At 59.3% G+C, this 20,683-nt stretch carries 19 protein-coding genes; 11 read left to right on the top strand and 8 right to left on the bottom strand.

Annotation, left to right across the window (positions count from 1 at the left end):
* Positions 1-172: 172 nt before the first annotated feature.
* Complete coding sequence (locus tag R3D51_06715) at positions 173-643, bottom strand: YbhB/YbcL family Raf kinase inhibitor-like protein (GenBank protein ID MEZ5899172.1); 471 nt, start codon at positions 641-643, stop codon at positions 173-175.
* Positions 644-819: 176 nt separating this feature from the next.
* Between R3D51_06715 and R3D51_06710 the strand changes: the two genes are divergently transcribed.
* From R3D51_06710 to R3D51_06695, 4 genes are all read left to right on the top strand, one after another.
* On the top strand, positions 820-1,386 hold the full coding sequence (locus tag R3D51_06710; protein MEZ5899171.1) for a MarR family transcriptional regulator: 567 nt from the start codon (positions 820-822) through the stop codon (positions 1,384-1,386).
* 55 nt (positions 1,387-1,441) lie between these two features.
* Entirely contained in the window at positions 1,442-2,143 is a 702-nt protein-coding gene (locus R3D51_06705) for a DUF4166 domain-containing protein (GenBank protein ID MEZ5899170.1), read from the top strand.
* Positions 2,140-3,285, top strand: a complete 1,146-nt coding sequence (locus tag R3D51_06700) for a saccharopine dehydrogenase NADP-binding domain-containing protein (protein MEZ5899169.1) — start codon at positions 2,140-2,142, stop codon at positions 3,283-3,285. The genes R3D51_06705 and R3D51_06700 overlap by 4 nt, the downstream gene beginning before the upstream one ends.
* Before the next feature lie 200 nt (positions 3,286-3,485).
* Positions 3,486-5,144 (top strand): OmpA family protein, encoded by a 1,659-nt coding sequence (locus R3D51_06695; protein MEZ5899168.1) that lies wholly within the window; start codon positions 3,486-3,488, stop codon positions 5,142-5,144.
* Between the two features lie 91 nt (positions 5,145-5,235).
* Here R3D51_06695 and R3D51_06690 read toward each other — a convergent pair whose 3' ends face one another.
* The 4 genes from R3D51_06690 to R3D51_06675 all read right to left on the bottom strand — a co-directional run bounded on the left by R3D51_06690 (position 5,236) and on the right by R3D51_06675 (position 8,758).
* Entirely contained in the window at positions 5,236-6,054 is an 819-nt protein-coding gene (locus R3D51_06690; protein MEZ5899167.1) for a quinoprotein dehydrogenase-associated SoxYZ-like carrier, read from the bottom strand.
* Between the two features lie 151 nt (positions 6,055-6,205).
* A complete protein-coding gene (locus R3D51_06685; GenBank protein ID MEZ5899166.1) occupies positions 6,206-6,919 on the bottom strand; it encodes a thermonuclease family protein in 714 nt (237 codons plus the stop codon).
* A 119-nt stretch (positions 6,920-7,038) separates the two neighbouring features.
* Complete coding sequence (locus R3D51_06680) at positions 7,039-7,767, bottom strand: PilZ domain-containing protein (protein ID MEZ5899165.1); 729 nt, start codon at positions 7,765-7,767, stop codon at positions 7,039-7,041.
* A gap of 154 nt (positions 7,768-7,921) precedes the next feature.
* Positions 7,922-8,758 (bottom strand): lytic murein transglycosylase, encoded by an 837-nt coding sequence (locus tag R3D51_06675; GenBank protein ID MEZ5899164.1) that lies wholly within the window; start codon positions 8,756-8,758, stop codon positions 7,922-7,924.
* Between the two features lie 274 nt (positions 8,759-9,032).
* Here R3D51_06675 and R3D51_06670 point away from each other — a divergent pair, with 274 nt between their 5' ends.
* Positions 9,033-11,354 carry an AsmA family protein gene (locus tag R3D51_06670; protein MEZ5899163.1) on the top strand — a complete coding sequence of 774 codons (2,322 nt, stop codon included), beginning with the start codon at positions 9,033-9,035 and terminating at the stop codon, positions 11,352-11,354.
* Positions 11,355-11,630: 276 nt separating this feature from the next.
* Complete coding sequence (locus tag R3D51_06665; protein ID MEZ5899162.1) at positions 11,631-12,176, top strand: S-adenosylmethionine decarboxylase; 546 nt, start codon at positions 11,631-11,633, stop codon at positions 12,174-12,176.
* A 203-nt stretch (positions 12,177-12,379) separates the two neighbouring features.
* Here R3D51_06665 and R3D51_06660 read toward each other — a convergent pair whose 3' ends face one another.
* The 3 genes from R3D51_06660 to R3D51_06650 form a co-directional block, all read right to left on the bottom strand.
* On the bottom strand, positions 12,380-13,822 hold the full coding sequence (locus tag R3D51_06660) for a DHA2 family efflux MFS transporter permease subunit (GenBank protein MEZ5899161.1): 1,443 nt from the start codon (positions 13,820-13,822) through the stop codon (positions 12,380-12,382).
* A 146-nt stretch (positions 13,823-13,968) separates the two neighbouring features.
* Positions 13,969-14,439 (bottom strand): winged helix DNA-binding protein, encoded by a 471-nt coding sequence (locus R3D51_06655; protein MEZ5899160.1) that lies wholly within the window; start codon positions 14,437-14,439, stop codon positions 13,969-13,971.
* A gap of 195 nt (positions 14,440-14,634) precedes the next feature.
* On the bottom strand, positions 14,635-16,170 hold the full coding sequence (locus R3D51_06650) for a P-loop NTPase (GenBank protein MEZ5899159.1): 1,536 nt from the start codon (positions 16,168-16,170) through the stop codon (positions 14,635-14,637).
* A 201-nt stretch (positions 16,171-16,371) separates the two neighbouring features.
* On the opposite strand from R3D51_06650, the gene mobA reads away from it, so the two are divergent.
* From mobA to R3D51_06625, 5 genes are all read left to right on the top strand, one after another.
* Positions 16,372-17,037, top strand: a complete 666-nt coding sequence (mobA, locus tag R3D51_06645) for a molybdenum cofactor guanylyltransferase MobA (protein ID MEZ5899158.1) — start codon at positions 16,372-16,374, stop codon at positions 17,035-17,037.
* On the top strand, positions 17,030-17,578 hold the full coding sequence (mobB, locus tag R3D51_06640) for a molybdopterin-guanine dinucleotide biosynthesis protein B (protein MEZ5899157.1): 549 nt from the start codon (positions 17,030-17,032) through the stop codon (positions 17,576-17,578). Before mobA ends, mobB begins: the two co-directional genes overlap by 8 nt.
* A 200-nt stretch (positions 17,579-17,778) precedes the next feature.
* Positions 17,779-18,807 carry a GTP 3',8-cyclase MoaA gene (gene moaA, locus R3D51_06635; protein MEZ5899156.1) on the top strand — a complete coding sequence of 343 codons (1,029 nt, stop codon included), beginning with the start codon at positions 17,779-17,781 and terminating at the stop codon, positions 18,805-18,807.
* Positions 18,808-18,877: 70 nt separating this feature from the next.
* Positions 18,878-19,633 carry a hypothetical protein gene (locus R3D51_06630; GenBank protein MEZ5899155.1) on the top strand — a complete coding sequence of 252 codons (756 nt, stop codon included), beginning with the start codon at positions 18,878-18,880 and terminating at the stop codon, positions 19,631-19,633.
* 137 nt (positions 19,634-19,770) lie between these two features.
* Positions 19,771-20,646, top strand: coding sequence for a DMT family transporter (locus R3D51_06625; protein MEZ5899154.1), 876 nt, complete (start codon positions 19,771-19,773; stop codon positions 20,644-20,646).
* Positions 20,647-20,683 lie beyond the last annotated feature (37 nt).

Genomic DNA, 20,683 nt, shown 5'->3' with positions numbered 1-20,683 from the left:
TCTCCTCATCCTTGCCAGACCCGCTAGAGAGGCCATGCGAGCATTCAATTGCCAAAAACTACCAAATCACATTGATGACGTTGCTCTACGCAACGTTGAGAAGCTTTGAGAATCGTCAAGATGCAGCGGCGCGCGGCATGTTCGCCCAAGCATTATTTATGCGCGCCACAGACTATTTCTGCTTCTTGTATCTACCCAAAAGCACCGACTGCGCGAGAATATGGCCCTGCATAGCATGCTCAAGTGACGCTTTATTGGCTGGTGAAAGCGCGCCAAGAACGCAGTCCAGCGCATAAAGTTTATGGAAATAGCGGTGTTCGCCAATGGGCGGACACGGCCCGCCGTAACCAGTGCGATTCCAGTCATTCAGCGCCGATTGCGCACCCTGCGGCAATGTTTTGGCTCCCTCCACAATACTGCTGCTCGCGGGATCCATATCGTAAATGACCCAATGCACCCACGTGCGCTGCGGTGCCTTGGGATCGGGCGCATCCGGATCGTCGACGATCAACGCCAGACTCTTCGTGCCCTCCGGAACTCCCGACCAGGACAGCGGCGGCGCAATGTCCTCACCCTCGCACGTGTATTTCGCCGGAATGGCCTTGCCGTCTTCAAAAGCGGATGAGGTCAATGTCAAAGTCATGCTGATCCTCCCTGGCTGCTTGTCATCGACAAGGTTGGATATCAATTAAATGCTCCCGGCCGAGAACTTTCAACGCGCGCGCGGGCCGATTTGCCGCGGATGCCAGACCTTCTTTCATATCACATCGGTCGAGACCGGACCTTGACCAGCTTAAGGTCGCGTCATATATTTCTGTTATGACAGAAATTACCGATATATCGAACGAAGCAAAATCGCTCGCGCCCGCCGTTGAGGAATTCATTCTGAAATGGGGCGATATGGGTGGCGTCTGGGGCGTCAATCGATCCGTCGCCCAGATCCATGCCTTGTTGTATCTGGCAAGCGCGCCCATGACGGCCGAGGAGATCGCCGACACGTTGGCCATTGCACGTTCCAACGTCTCCAATTCTCTGAAAGAGCTGCTGTCCTGGAACCTGATCCGGCGCGTCCCCGTTCGTGGCGACAGACGGGATCACTTCGAGGCGGAATCCGATATCTGGGAGATCGTCACACGCATCGCCGTTGGCCGCAAAGCCCGCGAGATCGACCCCATCATTGCCGTCCTGCGCAGCTGCGCCGAGGGTGCTAGCCGCGACACCCGCGTTACACCACAAGCCCGCACACGCCTCAATGAAATGCTTGAATTCACCTCATCCGTTGATCGCTGGTTCCAGCAGATGCTGGCGCTACCGCGCAGCACACTGCGCACCATGCTCAAGATGGGTTCGAGAATTGCCACACTCATCCCCGCACGCAAATCATGAAACCGGGGATGATTGATGTCCGCACGTCATCAAGTCGCGTACCAGGGAGCGCGCCATGCTGCGCAACGCCGAACAACGCCAGGCTCTGAGCCTACATATCTCGTCTCTCGCATCGCCTGCAGCAATATCAGAGACCGAAGACCTAGGTGATATCAGGTTTCGCGCGCTGCTCGGAGCAAAGCAGTGGAACATGCTGCCGACCGCCGTGCAGCGCAGGTTCTCCAAGCGCGTGGCCGCCGGTAGAACGGTCATTTACAAAGGGACCGTCACGACCATTTCGTTTTCGCGGGTTGGTTATGTGTTCGCGCATGCGCTCCGTATCATTGGCTCGCCCTTACCGTTGAGCCGCGCCGTCGGTCAACCGACTGTCGTCACCGTTACCGAAGATGCAGCGTCAGGTGGACAGTTCTGGACCCGCCTGTTTGTGCGGGACCGCGGCTTTCCGCAGGTCATTCATTCGGTAAAGCGGTTCGCAGGCCCAACCGGCCTGGAAGAGGCGGTTGGTTTCGGGCTCGTGATGGCGCTTCGCTTAAGTGTGTCATCGCAAGGCGCGCTGGTGTTTACGAGCGAGGGTTACGCGCTGCGTATCGGCCGTGTTCGCCTTGGTCTGCCCAGCGCATTTACGCCCGGGGCATTGACCGTGACTCACCAAGAAATCGACGCGACGACATTTCGATTCACGTTGACCCTCGCACATGCCGTCCTCGGCACGCTCGTGCATCAGGAAGCTGTCTACGACGAAGAGGCACCATCATGATGCGCGTGGTTCTAATCGGGGCGACCGGTGCATTTGGCTCCCGTCTCGCTCGGGCGCTCTCTCAAGTTTCGGACATCGAGCTCGTGCTTACCTCCCGAAGCCTGGATCGCGCGGAGCAACTGGCGAACGCGATCTCATCGACCGATTCGCGCGCACACATCACGGCATGTGCCTTCGAGCACACCGCCGATGCTCGGCATTCATTCAAGAAGCTGACAGCCTGGCTTGTTATCGATGCTTCTGGTCCATTCCAATCGGCAAGTTATGCGTCGGCAGAAGCAGCTATCGATGTTGGCGCGCACTGGATAGACCTTGCGGATGCCACGAACTACGTCTTGAGATTTGCAGACACCCTCCATGCGCGCGCGCGTCAACAAGGAGTGGTCGCAATAACCGGCGCCAGCTCAACTCCTGCGCTCTCGTATGCGGTAGCTGAAAGCCTGACACGTGGCTGGAAACTCGTCGAGAGCATCGACATTGCGATTTACCCAGGAGGCGATGCGCAGGTCGGCCGCGCAGTGCTGGAAGCCGTGCTGAGTTACGCTGGCAGTCCTGTGCCGGTATGGCAGAACAACAAGGCCGCCACCGTTGTGGGCTGGGGAACGTTACAACGCACTGTTATCCCGCAAATCGGCGTGCGTTACCGCGCCCCGGTTACAACCGCCGACGCGGCCATACTGCCCGCCACCCTCGGCGCGGCCAATGTTTCGTTTGATGCTGGACTTGAAAGCCGGCTGGAACAATTCGGACTGTTGATTTTGGCTCAGCTGCGCAAGCAGGGATGGTTGCGCCATCCCGAGCGGCTCGCACCGCTTCTTCTCCGAGCGCGCAGCCTCACCCGCCTCTTCGCCAATGACACCGGGGGCATGACCGTTTGCGCCCAAGGTTTCGACGCTCTTGGAAAGCCGGTGTGCGCTCGTTGGCAGCTCACCGCGCGCAACGGTGACGGGCCTAACGTTCCAATTCTCCCGGCTCTTGCCGCAGTACGCAGATTGCTAAAAGATGATTTCGCTCCTGGCGCGCGCCATGCTGCGGGCCTCCTTTCCTTGAATGAGATCGAAGCCGAGATGGCGCCCTACTCGTTGGAGACCTTCGATAACACGACAGCTTCAGTAACTGGACTGTCGCGCGCTGTCGCCTAACCAGCGCACGCACTGCCTTAGATTCGCCTTCAAAATGAATTCCCGCGCCGCAAAGCAGCCGGAGTTGTCGCTCATACACGCGACGGAATCTGCAGATTGATTCGTCTGAAATCTGTGGCGCGAACGGGAACGTTCTCGCGGCCCTTGCGTACAGACTGAGCATTGGCAGAACTTTTATCCACGACATGAGGAAATCACGCATGGCATTCGGAATGCTTCGGCCCGCAACTGGCCCGACGACGGCTCTCACGCGCCTTCTCGCGTTGGGCGTGTTCGCGGGATCGTTGCTGACGGCAGGCATAAGCGCCCAAGCTGAGCAGGGTCCAACGCCGCAAAACCTCACGCCGGAGCAAAAGGCCAAGATCGAGGCCGCGCGCAAAAAGAAGCAGCAGTTGCAACAGCTGCAGAATTCGCAACAGAAGAACGGGCAGAATAATCCCAACGCCGCCAAGGGGCAGCAGAACCCGAACGCAGGCGGCAACAACGGACAGAACGGCCGCAAGGTATTTCATAAAGGTCGGCCACCGACCTATGAGAAGGATGCGCCGCCGCCTGGTCAAAATCAGCAGGGCCGCAAAGTCTACCACAAGGGCCGTCCCCCGACGTACGAAAACAATGGCGCGCCTGCGGCGGCACAAACCCCGCCGCCCAACAAGCGGCCGCCTGCTACCTATCAACCGGACCCGCAGCACAAGGCTATCAATCCTGCGTTCCCACCGCCTAACAATGGAACGCGGCGCGCAGTGAACCCTGCCTTCCCGCCTCCGAATAACGGATCTGGCCCGCGGGCCGTTAATCCGGCGTTTCCGCCCCCGGCCGGCACTCAGCCTGCCCAGCGCGCAACAAATCCCGCGTACCCTTCATACAACCATCCGAAGTCGCGCCGTGCTGCGGGAACCCCGCCGCCGGACCTCAACGCGATCAAACAGCAGCGTCAGAGGTTCGAGAGCAAACGGTCGAACGCTGTCGTCATCAAGGAACCCGACAGCCGTGTGATCGTGAAGCGCAACAATCGCACGTTCATCACTCACAACGAGGCCAATCGTCTGCGGATGGTCTCGCCGAATGCCCAAGTCGAGCGGCGCGACGGACAGAACATCACGGTCATTCAGCGGCCCAACAACGTGGCGATTTATAACGTTTCCGACAATAACGGTCAGCTCATCCGCCGTTACCGGCGTGGACCGGATGGCCGCGAAGTCGATATCATCGACAACCGTCGCCGTAAGAGCAAATGGCAACGCAATCTGGCCATCGGGCTCGGTGTTGGTGCCGGTATCGTTGCTGGCGCAGCCATTCTCAACGCAATGGTTGATGTGCCGCCGCCCCACGTAGACGTTCCGCGCGACAAGTACATTGTCGACTATGACGATGCCGACGAGGACGAGGTCTACGAGGCCTTCGAGGCTCCGCCCGTCGATCGCATTGATCGGCGCTATACGCTGGACGAGGTTCGTGCCACTCGCAATCTGCGCGAACGCATGCGCCGCGTCGATCTCAACGACATCAACTTCGACACCGGATCGTGGGAAGTCGAAGAAAGCCAGTATCACAAGCTGGAACGCGTTGCCCGAGCCATGATGCGCGTGATCGATCGCAATCCCAACGAGGTCTTCATGATCGAAGGCTACACTGACGCCGTCGGTTCGGATGAAGACAACCTGACCCTCTCAGACCGTCGCGCGGAATCCGTTGCCGTTATCCTGAGCGAGGAGTTCAACGTACCGCCGGAAAATCTGACCACTCAGGGCTACGGCGAACAGTATCTCAAGATCGATACGGGCGGACCGGAGCGCGCCAACCGCCGCGTCGCGGTACGCCGGATCACGCCGCTGATCTCTCAGGACTACCGACGATAGCCCGAAAAGGCGCCTTCGAATTACGCGAAAAAGGAAAGGCCCGCCTCAGTGAGGCGGGCCTTTTTTAATTTGCACAAAACTTTGAGGCAGATCAGCTTGCCGGACCGATGGGAAACTTCTTGGTCCACGATCCGCCGTCAGTGTCCTTCATGGTCACTTCCAACTCGCTTGCGTGCATGTTGCGCTTCATGTCGAATTCGATCATCGGATCTTGTGCCAGCGCGATGGAGCCTTCGACCGTGAATACCGGCTCGTCGCCCTGCTTCACGGAAATCTCTGAAACCATCTTCATCGGCGTGTAGAGCAACGTGATCTGGTCCATCACCATGCCGGTATGGTTGGGATGGGACATCTTAATGCGGGCGCGAACATCGATCGAGCTCTTGGCAGCGTCGGCCACGATGGGCTCATAGCTCATCTTGCCCATGTTTGCCGCGATTTCAGCAGGGTCTCCTGCGGGCGGTGCCGAGCACGAAGCTTGACCGCCTGCGAACTTGATGAGCTGGCTCACCATGTAGAGCTTGCCGTCGCTCGCCTCCACAACGGCGCGCACATCCGATTGGGCATTAACGCGAAACTCCGATTTCAGCGAGACGTGCTCGCGCGCTCCACCCATGTGGAACACGGCGACGACGGGGGTCGGGTTCTCGTCGATGATGAAGCTCACGGTCTTGACCGTGCGGCCGTCGGTAAATCCAGCATCCACGGCAATCGGCACACGGCGCATGTCTTCAGGCCGGTTGGGCGCGTCAAGCGAGATCAGGCCGCGACCGTCTTCGATCTTCTTGTCGCCGTACACGCTGCCCTTGATCTCATCCCAGATGGTACCGGCGCATGCGGTGCCGCTTGCGATGGCCAAAGCCGCTGCGAAAACGGCGGCACGCAATAGTCGTGAAACGTGTGCTTCCATGAGCGAGCCTCGGAATGAGAATCCAACGATGACTGTGATTTCGAGAGTTTTTTATTACTCTAACACGCCGTCACGTCAACGGACGTTCTGCGGGTGTGGTTGCGATCCAATCGTGCGCTGAACCAAAATAGTGCGTCCCTCGCCGGGGCACCTAGCGCTGTTGTGCAGCGCGCCATCCAGCGGCCAAAGCTTCAGCCTCACTGCAGAACCAGCGTTCACCCCGCGCCTCGTCGATCTTCACCTTGTCGTACCAGGCGCTCCAAGGCGCGTGGTAAATCATGCCCTTAGACGAGATGTTGCCCTTAATGGCGCAACCGTTGGGAGCGTGAACTTCGGCGGATTGCCAGCGTCCGTGCCGGTAGTCCCACGGCGCAAGGTTGTCGGCTTGCCAAAGCCCGCGATGCGCGCTGCGTGCCTCCTCCTCCTCGGCAACGTACATTTTCGAGTACTTCACAAATGCGCGCGCCAACCCCGCCTTGACGAGAGCCGCGTTGATGCTCTCCCCCTCCACAAAGCAGATCGCCAGGGTGCGGCTGTATTTGTCTCGACCGACCGGATCACATGCCACGGTCTGACCCCGGGTCAATTCCACAACCATCTTTCGCGCCGCAAGACCACAGCGCCACGCCGCCCCGTTATCACTCTGGCAAGACTGGGCCATTTCTGGCGCGTCGATACCTTCCAAGCGGATACGGCGGCCGGCGACTTCCAGCGTGTCGCCGTCGATCACGAGAGCTTCACCAGCAATCGCGGGCTCGGTCGGCGTATATGCCTTAACAGGCTGATGAAGCGAAGAAAAAGTCAGCGCGACAGCCGCGAGGGCTGCGCGCTGAAGTTTTTGGGACGACGACAACAGATGGGCCATGTCCCATGGCTTGCTGAGTCGTGTGGCACAACCTTGGCGGACTCTCGACTATTTTTGCAACCAAAGCTGGTGCATGCAACTCGCCTGACCGAGAATAAGCTGAGTGCAGCTCGTTTAACTCAGGTCACGATGGACCGGCGCAACGCTGCCATCAGCATCGATGCGGCAGGGATCGAGCCGTAACCTGAGGGCGTGAGCGGACACGGAACAGGTTGCTCCACCGACGTGCAGGGCGGATCAATCACTGCGCCGGTGTAGAGATAGGCAGGCAGGGGAACCGGCGTGTGCCGGTGTTCAGCCCGTTGCGCGACGAACTCCTCTGCTCGCCGCTCCAATTCGACGCGCATGGCGTGAAGTATGCCGAATGCGTCGCGCGGAAGCGCGTGCCTTTCCGCGCAGGTGTGCAGCGCATCGCTTCCGGTCGGAGGGCCGAGCGTGTCGGCTTGCCCGTTGGCTTCTCTCAGTCTTGCCCGACGATTGGCGACGACGGCGGACGTGCTGACCGAAGCCGCTTCCTGCTGCGGTGTCGTTGGGGGCGGGGCGGCATCAGCGGAGGGTTCAACGGTTAGGCGTGTGCCGATCACAATTGGCCGCGCAAATTGCACGCCCGCGACTGTGCCGCGTTGATGGCGTACCTCGCACACGATCTCCGGTTGACCATCCCAAGCCAGCCAAAACCGCGCCGGAAGATCTAAGTTGGCATCGAGTTCCAACCGCGCGCCGCCTTCCGACAGGTCCTTGATGATGCAATCCAGGTAGCGATAACCGATGCGCAATTTCGCCTGAATGTTTGTGGGACGGCGCCCAAATGCGCGCCGTTCCAGATAGCTGAGTTGTTGAAGGCTCATTTCAAAGTCTGCCGACCGATTCCACGCGCCGCCGCAGGGGCGCATACAGAAGGATAGCCGTCGGCGGGTTAATCAATCGGACTACGCAAGCGGAAATAATTGCTTACTTATCGAGCGATTACCCCAGAAATGAATGCGGCAACACTTAAGATGCTCAGCGGCCGTCGAGCTTGTCAGCCATGACCGAGATCGTTTTGACGTAAACCTCAGCCTTGTTCCACTCACGGATAACGTTGTAGTTGGCCGTCCCCGGACCCCAGCCCTGACCACGCTGCCAGCCATGACCCTTGAGGAAGTTCGCGGTCGAGGCAAGCACGTCCGCCGAGCTGTGAATGAGATCGCGATGCCCGTTCCCGTCGAAGTCGACGGCGTATTTGACATATGCGGCCGGCAAGAACTGAGTCTGGCCGATCTCGCCTGCCCAACCTCCCACCAACGCCTTCGCAGACATATCTCCGCGATCGATAATCTTGAGCGAAGCGAGCAGCTGGTTCTCGAAGAAGTCCGAACGCCGGCAATCGTAAGCCAGTGTCGCGAGTGAACGCACAATGGAGAACCCGCCACCCTTCTGCGCACCATATGCCGTTTCCAATCCCCAGATCGCGACTACGACGGCACCGGGAACACCAAAGCGCTTCTCAACAGCATTTAAGGTGCTCGCATGTGTTTTCATCAATCGCCGGCCCTTGGCGATCATCGCGCTATCGACCCGGCGACGATAAAATTGATCGAACGAAAGCTTGAAAGAATGCTGGTTGCGATCGTAGTGGATCACCCTGCTATCGTAGGTGACGCCGGCAAGCGCACTGTTGATGGTCCGCGATGAAATTCCGTTCGCAGCAGCTCGCTTTTTGAAATCGGAAAGCCAAGACGAAAAACCCGCGCTGGTATTGCCGCACGAGGCAGCCATGGCGGACGTGCCCCACAAGGCAGACAGCACCGAAAGGCAGACAGCCGCGGCTGATTGTACGTAGTAACGCTTAATCGACATATTGAGCTGCTCCGTTTCTCGGCGTGTTTGGCGGACCATATCGTAAGGTTTGGCGCGAATATGATCGCAACTGCGGCAACATCGCCCCATTTGATGCGTCTCGACACCTTCAGCGAACATCACTTTATCGGGCCGCCGGTGGAAAAGGCCATGATTGACGCTGGAAGCCATTGGCTTTGCAGTGACATAATCGTCGGCGATAGAGAATCAAACCGAAATGTGCGGTGCAGGCCGTTCCGGCGCGCCGTTTACTATAAAGTCCGAGACAAATCCGATGCCTAATCAACGACCACCCTCACCGCCGCCGCTCTCGACCTATAGGCCGAGCGCAGAGCGCGGGCCGATGCCGCCTGTGCGCCGGGGGCCGCCGCCGCCGAACATGCAGCAAGCGCCGCGGCGTGGTCGCGCATCCAAGAAGGCGTCGCGCAAGGGCAGCGGTCTGTTGAGCTTCGTGCTCTACGCCTTCATGTTCGTCTTCGTGATCGTAGGCGCGGGCGTCGGATATCTGATCCTCAATCCCCCCAGCGACCTTATCCGTCAGACCATTGCGCAGCAGGTGAAGGAGAAAACCGGTCGCGATTTGATCGTCGCTGGACCTGCCGCTTTCTCGTTCTATCCGGGTCTTGGTGTGCGGCTCCACGACGTCACGCTGTCGGGACCGCCGGGCTCGCCAGCAACGCTGGTCAGCATGAAGGAACTCGACGTCAACATCAAAACGATGCCGCTTATCAATCGGCAAGTCGAAGTTCGCAGACTCATTCTGCGCCAACCGGTGTTCGATCTGCGCATCGACAGGCAGGGCGTGAAGAACTGGACCTTCGCGCAATCGGAAGGTTTCACACGCTACGCTCAGGCCGGAACAACCGGTTCAGATGCGACAGCGACGGACGTTCCCGGCGTTGCGGCGCGTAAGCCTGGCATTCGACTGCCCACGAAACTCTCCGAAGTCGAGCACCTGGAACTCGACGACGTGCGAGTCGAGGATGGCACGTTGCGCTACACTGACGAGCGTACCGGTCAGTCGCAGGCGATCACCGCTGTAAACATGAAGCTCAATCTGAAGTCGCTGAGCAGCGCCTTGTCCGCGGCTGGAGACTTCTCCTGGCATGGGCAAAAGACTGACTTCAACGGGCGTGTCTCGCCTGTGCGCATGGTCTTGGAGGAGAAGCCGGCACGGCTCGTGTTCACAGCTGTCAACCAGCACATCAACGCCAGTTATGATGGCGCCCTGCAGGTTGGCGACGGTGCTGATCTGGAAGGTCGCATGAATCTGTCGAGCACATCTGTGAAAGGTCTTGCCAATTGGCTCGGCACGAGCGTCCCGAACGTCGCCGGGCTTGGACCTTTGTCGATTGCGGGCAATCTCAAGACAGATGGAAACGTCACCAGCCTCACGGGCGCAAATATAACTCTCGACGGCGCGACGGCCAAAGGCAATGCCAAGGTCACGACGGGTGGCGCACGTCCCTACGTTCAAGCCAACCTCCAAATCTCGGAACTCGACCTCAACAAGTATCTCGGATCTGGAGCAGGACAACCAGCTGCCGGCCAAACATCCGGTGGCGGCGACAGTCAACCTGCGCCTGCAACGAAAGCAGGCAAAGACGCCATTGAGCAGCTGCTGAACAACAATCCCGCTAATGGCCCCCGCGTGCAGGGCTACACGAGCCGCGCGGGCTGGTCGAACGAGCCCATTGATCTCAGCCTGCTCGGTGTCGCCGACGCGGATGCCAAGCTGCGCGTCGGGCGACTGCTGTTTCAAAACATCAAGGTTGGACAGTCTGCCCTTACGCTGGCCTTGAAGAGCAAGGTGCTCAAGACGACCTTTGACAACGTCCAGCTCTATGAAGGTCAGGGCAAAGGCTTCGTCAACGTGGACGCGACCGGAAAGGCGCCAGGAATTGGTGCGAATTTCACACTCGACGGTTTGTCCGCGCAGCCGTTCTTGCGCGACGCCGCCAACATGAACTGGCTGGCAGGCAAGGCACAGCTCGCGTTGCAACTTGCAACCCGGGGCGCTAACCAGCTTCAGATGGTCGAGGCGCTAAACGGCAAAGCAGACTTCAAGTTCAGTGACGGCGCTATCGTCGGCTTCAATTTACCCGGCGCCATTCGCGGATTGAGCCAGGGCGACCTCTCCGCGCTCAATCAGGCGCCGTCCGAAAAGACGGACTTCAGCGAGCTGGCAGCCAGCTTCACCATCACCAACGGCGTGGCCCAGAACCAAGATCTGCGCATGACGAGCCCACTGCTGCGAGTGACGGGCGCCGGAACGATCCCGTTGCCCCAGCGCACGGTCGATTACATGGTAAAGCCGAAGCTCGTCGCGAGCCTGGAGGGCCAGAAGGGCCAATCGGATCTTTCTGGGCTCGAAGTGCCCGTGCACATCTCAGGATCTTGGGAGAAGCCCAAGATCGAGCCGGATCTGAAGGGCATCCTTTCCAATCCCGACAAGGTCGTCGATACGGTCAAGCAGCTCGGAAAGAAGTTCAAAGGCAAGAACGCCAACGAGATTGCGAACGAGTTGTTGGGAAAGAACGGCTCGACGGGTTCCGTCAAAACTAAAGATCTGCTCAACAATCTGTTCAAGCAGTAGCGCGCATTTTTTTGTCACAAAACTACCGCACGAGGCACCTTCAAGCGACCGCTACTGGCACCTTACCGGCTCGTGACAACGCGTTGATTAAGTCTGTGTAAACACGCGACAAAAAAAAATGTGCCGAGGGGCAAAAAAGGTCTTGCATGGGGGGGCGACTGGCCTCATATGCAGCCTCTCTCGTCTGTCCACCTGCCAGCATGGTCGAGGTTTTCCAGAACCAATGAGGTAAGGAGCGGGCGAGTCAAACGCTGTCTGCTGGTTGGGGAGGGTCTTATGGCCTATAATGACGCCCTCTTCCAATTGGGGATGGACTTGACTCGTTCAAGCACCGCCCAAAAGGAAGATCACTGTGAAGTTGCGTCCGATGTGCGCAACGAGCCTGTCGCGGTTACCGCTGCTCCAGGCATCAAGGGTTCAGGACGGAACCTTTTCATTGATCTGCATGGAGCCTCGCGGCTCAGCGACGTGAAGTCGGCTGAGCGCGCGCTCAAGGTTGCGCTCGCAGTGCTCGGCAAGCAGCCGCGCGCCATCGAGATCAGCCGCCTCGCTGACGGCACGCTTTCAGGCGTAGCCGTGCTGGGTATTGGACATCTGTCGTTCCAGGCGAGCCCCCGAAACGGGTTCGTCGCGGTGGACGTACGTGGTTGCGCCGGGCTTGACCCGCATGCCGCCATGTTCGCCCTGGCGGATGCCTTCTCGGCGCGCGAGGCCGCGATCCAGAAGACGCGGGCCTCCGACGTCGTGTTCCTTCCGGCTGTACAGTCCGAGAAGGTGCGCGCGAAGGCGGCCCCTCGCAGGCGCGAGGCCAAGGCGGCTTAACAGGCGGCAATCGCCACGCAAGGCGCTCCAACACCGGCTCGCGGTTCATGCGAGCCGGGAGAGCGCTGCGCCGTCTGACGCCCCATACCAATCTGAGCCATCCAGCAGATCAGCTCAAAGCAAGGAGCCGCGTTTCCGGTCGTTCCGGAAACGCGGCTCTCTTTGCAATGCCCGCACTGTTGGTGCGTCGCGCGTGCTCAGTTTCAAGCCCGGGCATCGGCCGACTTTTCCTCCGCTACGTCTGGCTTTGAGCCCGGTCTGACCAGCAGCACCGCACCCGCATTCGGATCAAGCTTCCAGGCGAACAAAGCGGCGGACAGGCCCGAGATCACCGCGATGGCAAGGAACACTGGAGGGAATATTGACGGCGTCATCGCGGTTGTGCCGTCGATCCGCATGTTGATTTCAAGCGCGAGGGCTGCAATTGACACCCCCACGGCACCCGACAGCTCTTGCACAACGGAGGCAAAGCTGGTCGCCCGCGACAACTTCTCTTCCGGAACGTCCGCAAAAGACAGCGTATTGAGGCCGGTAAACTGCAAAGACCGCGACAGGCCGCCGAACAGGAAGATCATACTGATCAGGAGCGAGGGGGTCGCGGCACTGAAGAAGGCGGGGAGCGAAGAAAACACCGCCGCCACCAGCGCATTGGCAATGAGCACTTTGCGATAGCCCCACCGTCGCAAGATTCGCGCGGCCTGGGTCTTCATGAACATTGAGCCAATTCCGGTCGCAAAGATCAGCAAACCGGACTGAAACGGCGTCAGCCCAAAGCCCTCCTGAAACAGCAGCGGCAGCAGAAATGGCGCCGCGCCGATGCCGGTTCTGAACAAGAAGCCTCCCATCACACCTGCAAAGAACGTCGGAATTCGTAGCAGGCGCAAGTCTATGAGCGGCTTTTCAACCGACAGCGCGTGCCAGACGTAAGCAACCATGAGCCCAGCACCGGCCAGCAACAGCAGAATAACGGTCTCGCGCGTGACAAGATCTAGCCCGAGCAGCGTCGCGCCCGTCAGGAACATCGACAGCCCGGGCCCCACCAGCAAAAAGCCCTTCACATCGAAGTCCTCTCGCTGCGTAATGCGTATGTCCGGGATGAAGCGCCAAACCAGGAATATGCCCAGCGCCGCCACCGGGACGTTGATCCAGAAGATCCAGCGCCAGTTGAAATATGTAGAGATGAAACCGCCGAGCAGAGGCCCCAAAACAGGGCCCATGAGCGCGGGAATCGTAAGCCATGCGGCGGCGGCGATGATCTCTGACTTGGGCACGCTACGCCAGACGATCAGGCGACCGACCGGCATCATCATCGCGCCTCCGATACCCTGCACGACCCGGCTGGCGACCAGCGTGGCCAGATCCGACGCCAATCCGCAGAAGATCGATCCCATCGCAAACACCACCATGGCGGCGCGAAACACGTTCTTGGGACCGAATCGGTCGGCGGCCCAGCCCGATGCCGGAATGAACACCGCAAGCGCCAGCAGATAGGTGGTCAGGGCAAGCTTGAGATGAATGGGATTGAGGCCTAGGTCTCGCGCAATCGCTGGCAGTGACGTCGACAGCACCGTCGCGTCCAGATTGGTCATGAACAGCGCCGTGGCGACGATGAGGGGGACGGAGTTGCGCTTCAGCGTTTCGAGCATGAGCGGATGTGTATCACGCCCGCGCTCTTAGGCACGCCCATCTTCGGTTGCAGGCACCATCGGACGCACAAGCCAAGTTTTGCGCGTCCCTTATCGTCCATCAACGACCGCCACGACGAGGCGGTCCGGATCTCTCGCCCGTAGCGTCACGTAGCCTCTGCGCCGCTCTCTGGCTTTTCCAGAAGGCACCGCAGAGCAGCAATAAACTGCTGACGCTGCTTTTCCGGCAGCCGCTGGGCGATCTTGAGTTCGACATCATGGGCGATCGGGAGGGCACGTTCGAGCACTTGGCGGCCCTCATCGGTCAGTTGCACAGCGTATCGCCGCGCGTCGGCCCGCGAGCGGCGGCGGGCTAGATAGCCCTTCTTAACCAAGCGGCGTACCATGTCGGCGATTGTCGAACGGTCGATTCCGGATCGCTCGCAAATATTGGTTTGACTAGGTCGATCTTCGCGCGCGACGATTTCCAGAACCACAAGTTGGCGTGCCGTCAGGTCCTGACCCGCGCTGGCGGCGGCAAACAAATCGTCCATGTACTGGCTGGCGCGGTGGAGGCTGTGAGCAAGACCCTCCACGCTTGAAATGTCTGTGTTCGAAAATGGATTGCTCTGAGCCATGTTCCAATCCCTTTGAAAAAGCCGCCGGAAGAAAAACGCAGCACACGGCATGTGAAAATAAGAACGTGTTAGAATAATCGTTATTCCCGCAAAGCGCGTCGAAATCGTACATTCTTCTCGCGCCCAGCGCGATAGCGCCGTACACGTTAGGGCAATTTCGCCATAAATACAGTCATCCTAGCCGCTCGAAGGCATCTACTCGCGCGTGAGCCCTTTTGTGGCGAGTTCGTCGAGATAACCTTTCCAGCGTTGGTCTTTCTCTTTGCCCAGCAAATGCAGATAGCCCCAGGTATAAAGGCCGGTGTTGTGCCCGTCGTCGAAGGCGATGCGCGTGGCGTAGTTGCCCACGCCAGTCAGTCCGCTGATGCGGACGTTCTTCTTGCGCGCCACCGTGATGCGTTGATCGGGCGAATGTCCCTGCACTTCAGCTGAAGGGCTCATCACACGCAGCATTTCGGCGGGAAGCTCGAAGGTTCGGCCATCAGGGAATGCAGCCTTAAGAGTGTGTCCTTCTTCGACGATGTCGAGAACCGGCGGCGGCGTCAGAGTGCCCTGCGCCCGCTCCAACTCCGTCCAGACCTTGGCGGCTATATCGCGGTAGATCTGTGCATAAAGACTCTCGGGCTCAGTAGCCACAACAGGCTTTCCAGCATCCGATTTGGCGCGGATATCCATGTGCAGCGGCACCTCCCCGAGGAAGGGCACGCCGAGCTTCAACGCTTCATCCCGGGCGCCGCCATGTCCGAAGATGTCGGAGCGCGTGCCACACGAAGGACAGGAGAAGTAGCTCATGTTCTCGATTATACCGAGGACCGGCACCTCAACCCGCTGGAACATTGCCAGCCCTTTGCGCGCATCGATGAGCGCGAGATCCTGTGGCGTGGAGACGATCACCGCGCCTCCAAGGGGGATAGCCTGGGAAATGGTGAGTTGTACGTCGCCTGTACCGGGCGGCATATCGACGACAAGAATGTCGAGATCTCCGTCATCGCCAGCCCACGCCGTTTCCCTCAGCATCTGGTTCAGAGCGGACACAACCATCGGGCCACGCCACACGACAGGCGTTCCCTCATCGACCAGAAAGCCCATGGACATGACTTTGAGGCCCCAACCCATGAGCGGCTCAATCGTCTTGCCCTTACCTACGCGCGGCTGGCCAGAAACACCCAACAACCTGGGCTGCGAAGGACCGTAAATGTCGGCATCTACGATTCCGACCTTCAGGCCAAGAGCCTGCAGACCAAGCGCCAGATTAACCGCCGTGGTTGATTTACCGACGCCACCTTTGCCGGACGCGACCGCAATCACGTGCTTGACACCGGGAATAGGTTCTATCCGGCGCGTGGTGCCTCCGGCGGGCTGAGCAGCCGCTTTTCGCGGACCAGCTCCATCGCCTGCAAGCCCGCGCTGACGCGCTTCCTGCACACGGCGATGCTCCTGCATACTGGTAACCCCGGCACCAGCGCTTTGGGTCGTTCCGGGAGCGGCTTCCGCCGTCAGCACGGCCGTAACCCCCGAGACGCCTTTGACATCCGACACTACCTTCTCGGCGGCTTGGCGCAGCTCTTCAAGCTCAGCGGCGCGTGCCGCCGGAACGGTGATCGCGAAGTAAACGCGGTCGTCCTTGATCATGACTTCGGAGACAAGCCCAAGATCGACGATATTGCTTTCGAGATCTGGTCCGCGTACCCGGCGCAAGGCATTCATAATCTCGGACTTCTCGATTCCCATCACCATCGTCTCCTGGATCGTCCGGCGCAAATATCGACGCCGCATAACTTTGGCGCTTAGATGAGCCCATCGGCCGCGCTGCGCAAGGGTCTCTCTGCCGCGCCAACCAGACGTTTAACGCCACCCCGACGTTAAAGAATGTGACCACGGCGCTCGATCACCGGCTTGAAGGCGGTTCGTCCACCTTGCTACTTTCTGCCCATGACAGATACCCGATCTATTGCAGGCGTGATCCTGGCGGGCGGCGGCGGTCGCCGCATGTTTCCCGAAAGCCCTGTTGGTGGCGACAAAAGCTTTGCGGATCTGGCCAGCCAGCCGATGATCCACCACGTCATCGGCCGTTTGGCGCCTCAAGTGCCGCAAGTCGTCATCAACGCCAACGGAGACCCGCAGCGCTTCGCACGCTTCGGACTGGATGTAATTGCCGACGCTGGCGAAGTCGGTCAGGGTCCATTATCTGGCCTGCTCGCCGCAATGCTATGGGCTGAGAGCCTGTCAGACGACATAACTTCCCTCGCAACAGTCTCCACCGATACGCCCTTCCTACCCGAGGACCTTGTTGCGCGCCTGGCTATGGCTTCCCGAGGCGGTGTCGCCATTGCTTCCAGTTTCGACCGCCTGCATCCTGTCATCGGGCTTTGGCCGTTGAGCCTGCGAAAAAGTCTGGAAATCGCGCTGACCGAGGGGCGCCGCAGCGTGGAAAAGTTCGCTCGCCTGCATGAGGCGGTTGCGGTTCCCTTCGCCCCTGTCACTATGGCTGGGCTGGACGTGGACCCATTCTTCAACGCAAATACGCCCAAAGACCTTGCCAGAGCCCATGCCCTTCTAGACCGGACAACATCTTCCAAGGAACAAACCAATGGCTGATCATTCATCCAACACGTCCACGCCCATGATCGGCATCGCTGGCTGGTCGAACGCAGGCAAGACAACGCTCATCGAAAAGCTGGCGGCATATTTCGCTCAGAGGGGCTTGCGGGTGGCAACCATCAAGCACACGCATCATAAGTTCGATATCGACAAACCTGATAGCGACACCGCGCGTCATCGCAGGGCGGGTGCCAGCGAAACCGCCATTGTCTCCGGCTCGCGGGTGGCGTTGATCGAAGAGATCGATACGCGCGGCGAACCCTCTCTTGAAGATGTGGCGCAGCGGCTGAAACCTGCCGACGTCATCTTCGTTGAGGGCTTCAAGTCGGCACTCATTCCCAAGATCGAGGTTCGCCGTCAAACCGTAGCAGGCGACCGCCTCCTCGCCGCCACCGATCCACTCGTGATTGGCATTGCCGCTGACTACGAACTCGACGGCCACGGCAAGCCCGTGCTTGAGCTTAACGACGTTACGGGTATCGCTACACTGATCGAAACCGTGTTGGGACCGCTGGGATCGGTCCGCAAGAGCGCCTGATGCACTTTTAGACGCCGAATTGAGCACAAAATTCCAAGTTAAGTCCTTATTGCGGCGCATTATGCGCAATTGGCTGACTGCGGTCGCGTTAGACGGCTTTGTCCCGTTACCGCTTCCCCTTGGACAGGGGTTGCGCCATAAGACGGGGGGCTCAATATTAGAAACTCTAGAAACTCTAGAAACTCTCGTAGAGACGGCAAATGAACAGCGAAAGCGCAACAATGGACTCCGTTCGTCCCCTGATCGACCCCTTCGGCCGCGGGATCGAATACTTGCGCGTATCTGTCACCGATCGCTGCGATTTCCGTTGCGTCTATTGCATGTCGGAGCACATGACCTTCCTGCCGAAGAAGGATCTGCTCACTTTGGAGGAACTCGACAGGCTGTGCACCGCTTTCGTCCACCTCGGCGTCCGCAAGCTGCGCATCACTGGCGGCGAACCGCTGGTGCGCAAGAACATTCTGTGGCTGTTCAAACAGCTTGGCCGTCATTTGGATAGCGGTGCGCTCGACGAGCTGACACTGACGACCAATGGCAGCCAGCTCGCCAAATATGCCGCGGACCTCAAAGCTGTCGGCGTTAAGCGCGTAAATATCTCCATCGACACGCTCGATCCCGACAAGTTCCGCGCCATCACCCGCTGGGGAGAGCTCGGCGGCGTACTCGAAGGTTGGGGGGCAGCGCAGAAGGCAGGCCTTGCCGTCAAGATCAACGCTGTTGCGCTCAAAGGCGTCAACGAGGACGAAATCGAGGAGATGATCCGTTACACGCACGGGCGTGGCGCGGACCTGACGCTGATCGAGACAATGCCGCTCGGCGACATTGACGGAGACCGCACGGATCAATACCTGCCGCTCTCGGTTGTCCGCGCCCGTCTCATGGATCGCTTGACGCTGGAAGACATCCCCTATCGCACGGGCGGGCCCGCCCGCTATGTCAAAGTCAAGGAGACCGGCGGGCGACTTGGCTTTATCACGCCAATGACGCACAATTTCTGCGAAAGCTGCAATCGTGTGCGTCTCACCTGCACGGGTACGCTGTTTATGTGCCTCGGCCAGGAGGACGCCGCCGATCTGCGCGCGCCTCTGCGGGCTTCCGGCGACAACGCCCCGCTGTACGACGCCATCCGTGATGCGATCGCGCACAAACCGAAGGGACACGATTTCATCATCGACAGGGCACGCAGCAAACCAGCTATAGCTCGTCACATGAGCGTGACCGGCGGCTGATTATCAATCTCTGCCAATTGGGGACTGCGGCAGGGTTACGGGGCTGGACCTGACAAGGGCGGGAGAGGGAATGGCACGCGCATTGCTGAAGTACGCGCGACTCACGCGCCGTCAGCTCATCGCCTTCGCGCTTTTCTCCGCAGTACTCAACGGCGTCATCACCGCATCAGTCGGTGCCTGGTTGGGTCAGGCATACGCCAAGTATCAAGCCCGGCGGCAATCGATTGAAACGCTGGTGCATCTTGTTTACGAGCGGCGCACACGCTCAGGTCTGGTTGCCTCCGCCATCAGACGCGGCGCCGATATCGACGAATTGCGCTATCGAAAGCGGGCCTACGACGAAGCCTACGTCGATTGGAACAAGAACGTTATGCAGAATATCTTCGCCATCCGCGAAGTGACGGGCGAGCACATGATCTCAGGCTTGGAAAAATACTATGAGGATGGCCTGGTCGCCGCCATGGCAAACGTCGACCGCTGTCTTACCAAGGCCTACGACGTGCGCATTGCGCAAGGCGATGGCGCCGCTGAACTCACCCGCTGCGACTACAATACGATGCATCAACTCGTGCTTGATTGCGGGGCTACATTCACTAACGAACTTTACAAAATGACGAAGCTGTCCTTCCTGCCCTACAGCGAGCGCACCAGCAAGGAAGGGCGCGAGATCTCCGAAATGCGGATAAAGGCTGCGTGCCTTCCCGATCGAAAGCCGGAGGTCAAGCCAGAAACTCCCGCCGAGCATCCGCACCCGCAAACTGCGAGCCCTGAACCGCAAGCGCCTATGCCGGGCTCTACGGCTCCCGTGTCAACCGGTGGGCAGTAATCCAGTTTTTCTCCTGCTTTATCTGGCGAACGCTAGAATGCCGCTTTTGCCTACATTGAAACGCGCGAGAAGAGCTCGCTTATCCTGCCGCTTCCATACAATAGCTTTACGCTCCCATGTCTATTTCGCGCTCTCACATGAGGCACAGCAACTTAACCGGCATACTTGCGATGCTGGGTTCAATGGCATTCTTCGTCGCCAACGACACATGCGTGAAGCTTGTCGGTGAAAAGATACCGCTGGGCGAGTTGATCCTGCTGCGCAATACGGCCGCAACGATCTATATCCTGGGATTCGCCGCAATCATCGGCGGACTGAGACTTCCCGAGACCGCTCCAAAGCGGCTGCTTGGCTGGCGCATGGCAGCGGAAGCCTTCTCGACATTGACGTTCCTGACCGCACTTCTTGCCATGCCGATTGCCGACGTGACGGCGCTTGCCCAGTTCACCCCGCTGGCGATAACAGCCGCGGCGGCGATCGTTCTTAAGGAGCCCATAGGCTGGCGGGGCTGGCTCGCGACGTTGATCGGACTCGTCGGCGTAATGCTCATCGCACGTCCGGGAACCTCGGCGTTTTCTCCCGCCACGGTCATCCTTCTTGTTTCCGTCGCGCTGGTTGCAGCACGAGATCTCATCACACGTCAGATCCCCGCCAGCGTCCCAACCCTCACATTGACGCTTATGTCAGCTGCAATCACCGCACCCGCCGGACTGTTGCTCGCGCCTTTCGAATCCTGGGTCGTGCCCGAATTGCGAGAGTGCGTGCTATTGATGCTGTGCGGCGCGTTTCTGACGCTTGCATATGCCCTAATCATAGTGGGGATGCGCGCGGGCGATGTCGGCATCGTCGCGCCGTTTCGCTATGCCGTCATTTTATTCGCCCTGTTATCGGGATGGGCAATATGGAATGAAACACCCGATCGCGTGCAGATGCTCGGGATCGCCATCTTAACATCCGCCGGACTCTACATGGTCCATCGGGAGCGACGTGCGCTGCGCACGCAGCCGCGTTAACACTGTGGGAATAGTTTGCGATTTTCACGCTTACTCA

It is taken from the genome of Hyphomicrobiaceae bacterium (assembly GCA_041397645.1).
Taxonomy (GTDB): domain Bacteria; phylum Pseudomonadota; class Alphaproteobacteria; order Rhizobiales; family Hyphomicrobiaceae; genus Hyphomicrobium_B.
The sequence above is the reverse complement of the archived record's forward strand: the minus strand, read 5'-3'. Positions and strand labels throughout refer to the sequence as shown.

Bases quoted from the DNA above. Each gene is read 5' to 3' on its own strand.
- R3D51_06660 (MEZ5899161.1), bottom strand. From the start codon at position 13,822: ATGCTCGAAACGCTGAAGCGCAACTCCGTCCCCCTCATCGTCGCCACG.
- R3D51_06715 (MEZ5899172.1), bottom strand. From the start codon at position 643: ATGACTTTGACATTGACCTCATCCGCTTTTGAAGACGGCAAGGCCATT.
- R3D51_06680 (MEZ5899165.1), bottom strand. From the start codon at position 7,767: ATGAGCCTTCAACAACTCAGCTATCTGGAACGGCGCGCATTTGGGCGC.
- moaA (MEZ5899156.1), top strand. From the start codon at position 17,779: ATGAACAGCGAAAGCGCAACAATGGACTCCGTTCGTCCCCTGATCGAC.
- R3D51_06705 (MEZ5899170.1), top strand. From the start codon at position 1,442: ATGCTGCGCAACGCCGAACAACGCCAGGCTCTGAGCCTACATATCTCG.
- mobA (MEZ5899158.1), top strand. From the start codon at position 16,372: ATGACAGATACCCGATCTATTGCAGGCGTGATCCTGGCGGGCGGCGGC.
- R3D51_06625 (MEZ5899154.1), top strand. From the start codon at position 19,771: ATGAGGCACAGCAACTTAACCGGCATACTTGCGATGCTGGGTTCAATG.
- R3D51_06650 (MEZ5899159.1), bottom strand. From the start codon at position 16,170: ATGGGAATCGAGAAGTCCGAGATTATGAATGCCTTGCGCCGGGTACGC.
- R3D51_06670 (MEZ5899163.1), top strand. From the start codon at position 9,033: ATGCCTAATCAACGACCACCCTCACCGCCGCCGCTCTCGACCTATAGG.
- R3D51_06675 (MEZ5899164.1), bottom strand. From the start codon at position 8,758: ATGTCGATTAAGCGTTACTACGTACAATCAGCCGCGGCTGTCTGCCTT.
- R3D51_06690 (MEZ5899167.1), bottom strand. From the start codon at position 6,054: ATGGAAGCACACGTTTCACGACTATTGCGTGCCGCCGTTTTCGCAGCG.
- R3D51_06685 (MEZ5899166.1), bottom strand. From the start codon at position 6,919: ATGGCCCATCTGTTGTCGTCGTCCCAAAAACTTCAGCGCGCAGCCCTC.
- mobB (MEZ5899157.1), top strand. From the start codon at position 17,030: ATGGCTGATCATTCATCCAACACGTCCACGCCCATGATCGGCATCGCT.
- R3D51_06665 (MEZ5899162.1), top strand. From the start codon at position 11,631: ATGGCCTATAATGACGCCCTCTTCCAATTGGGGATGGACTTGACTCGT.
- R3D51_06695 (MEZ5899168.1), top strand. From the start codon at position 3,486: ATGGCATTCGGAATGCTTCGGCCCGCAACTGGCCCGACGACGGCTCTC.
- R3D51_06655 (MEZ5899160.1), bottom strand. From the start codon at position 14,439: ATGGCTCAGAGCAATCCATTTTCGAACACAGACATTTCAAGCGTGGAG.
- R3D51_06700 (MEZ5899169.1), top strand. From the start codon at position 2,140: ATGATGCGCGTGGTTCTAATCGGGGCGACCGGTGCATTTGGCTCCCGT.
- R3D51_06710 (MEZ5899171.1), top strand. From the start codon at position 820: ATGACAGAAATTACCGATATATCGAACGAAGCAAAATCGCTCGCGCCC.
- R3D51_06630 (MEZ5899155.1), top strand. From the start codon at position 18,878: ATGGCACGCGCATTGCTGAAGTACGCGCGACTCACGCGCCGTCAGCTC.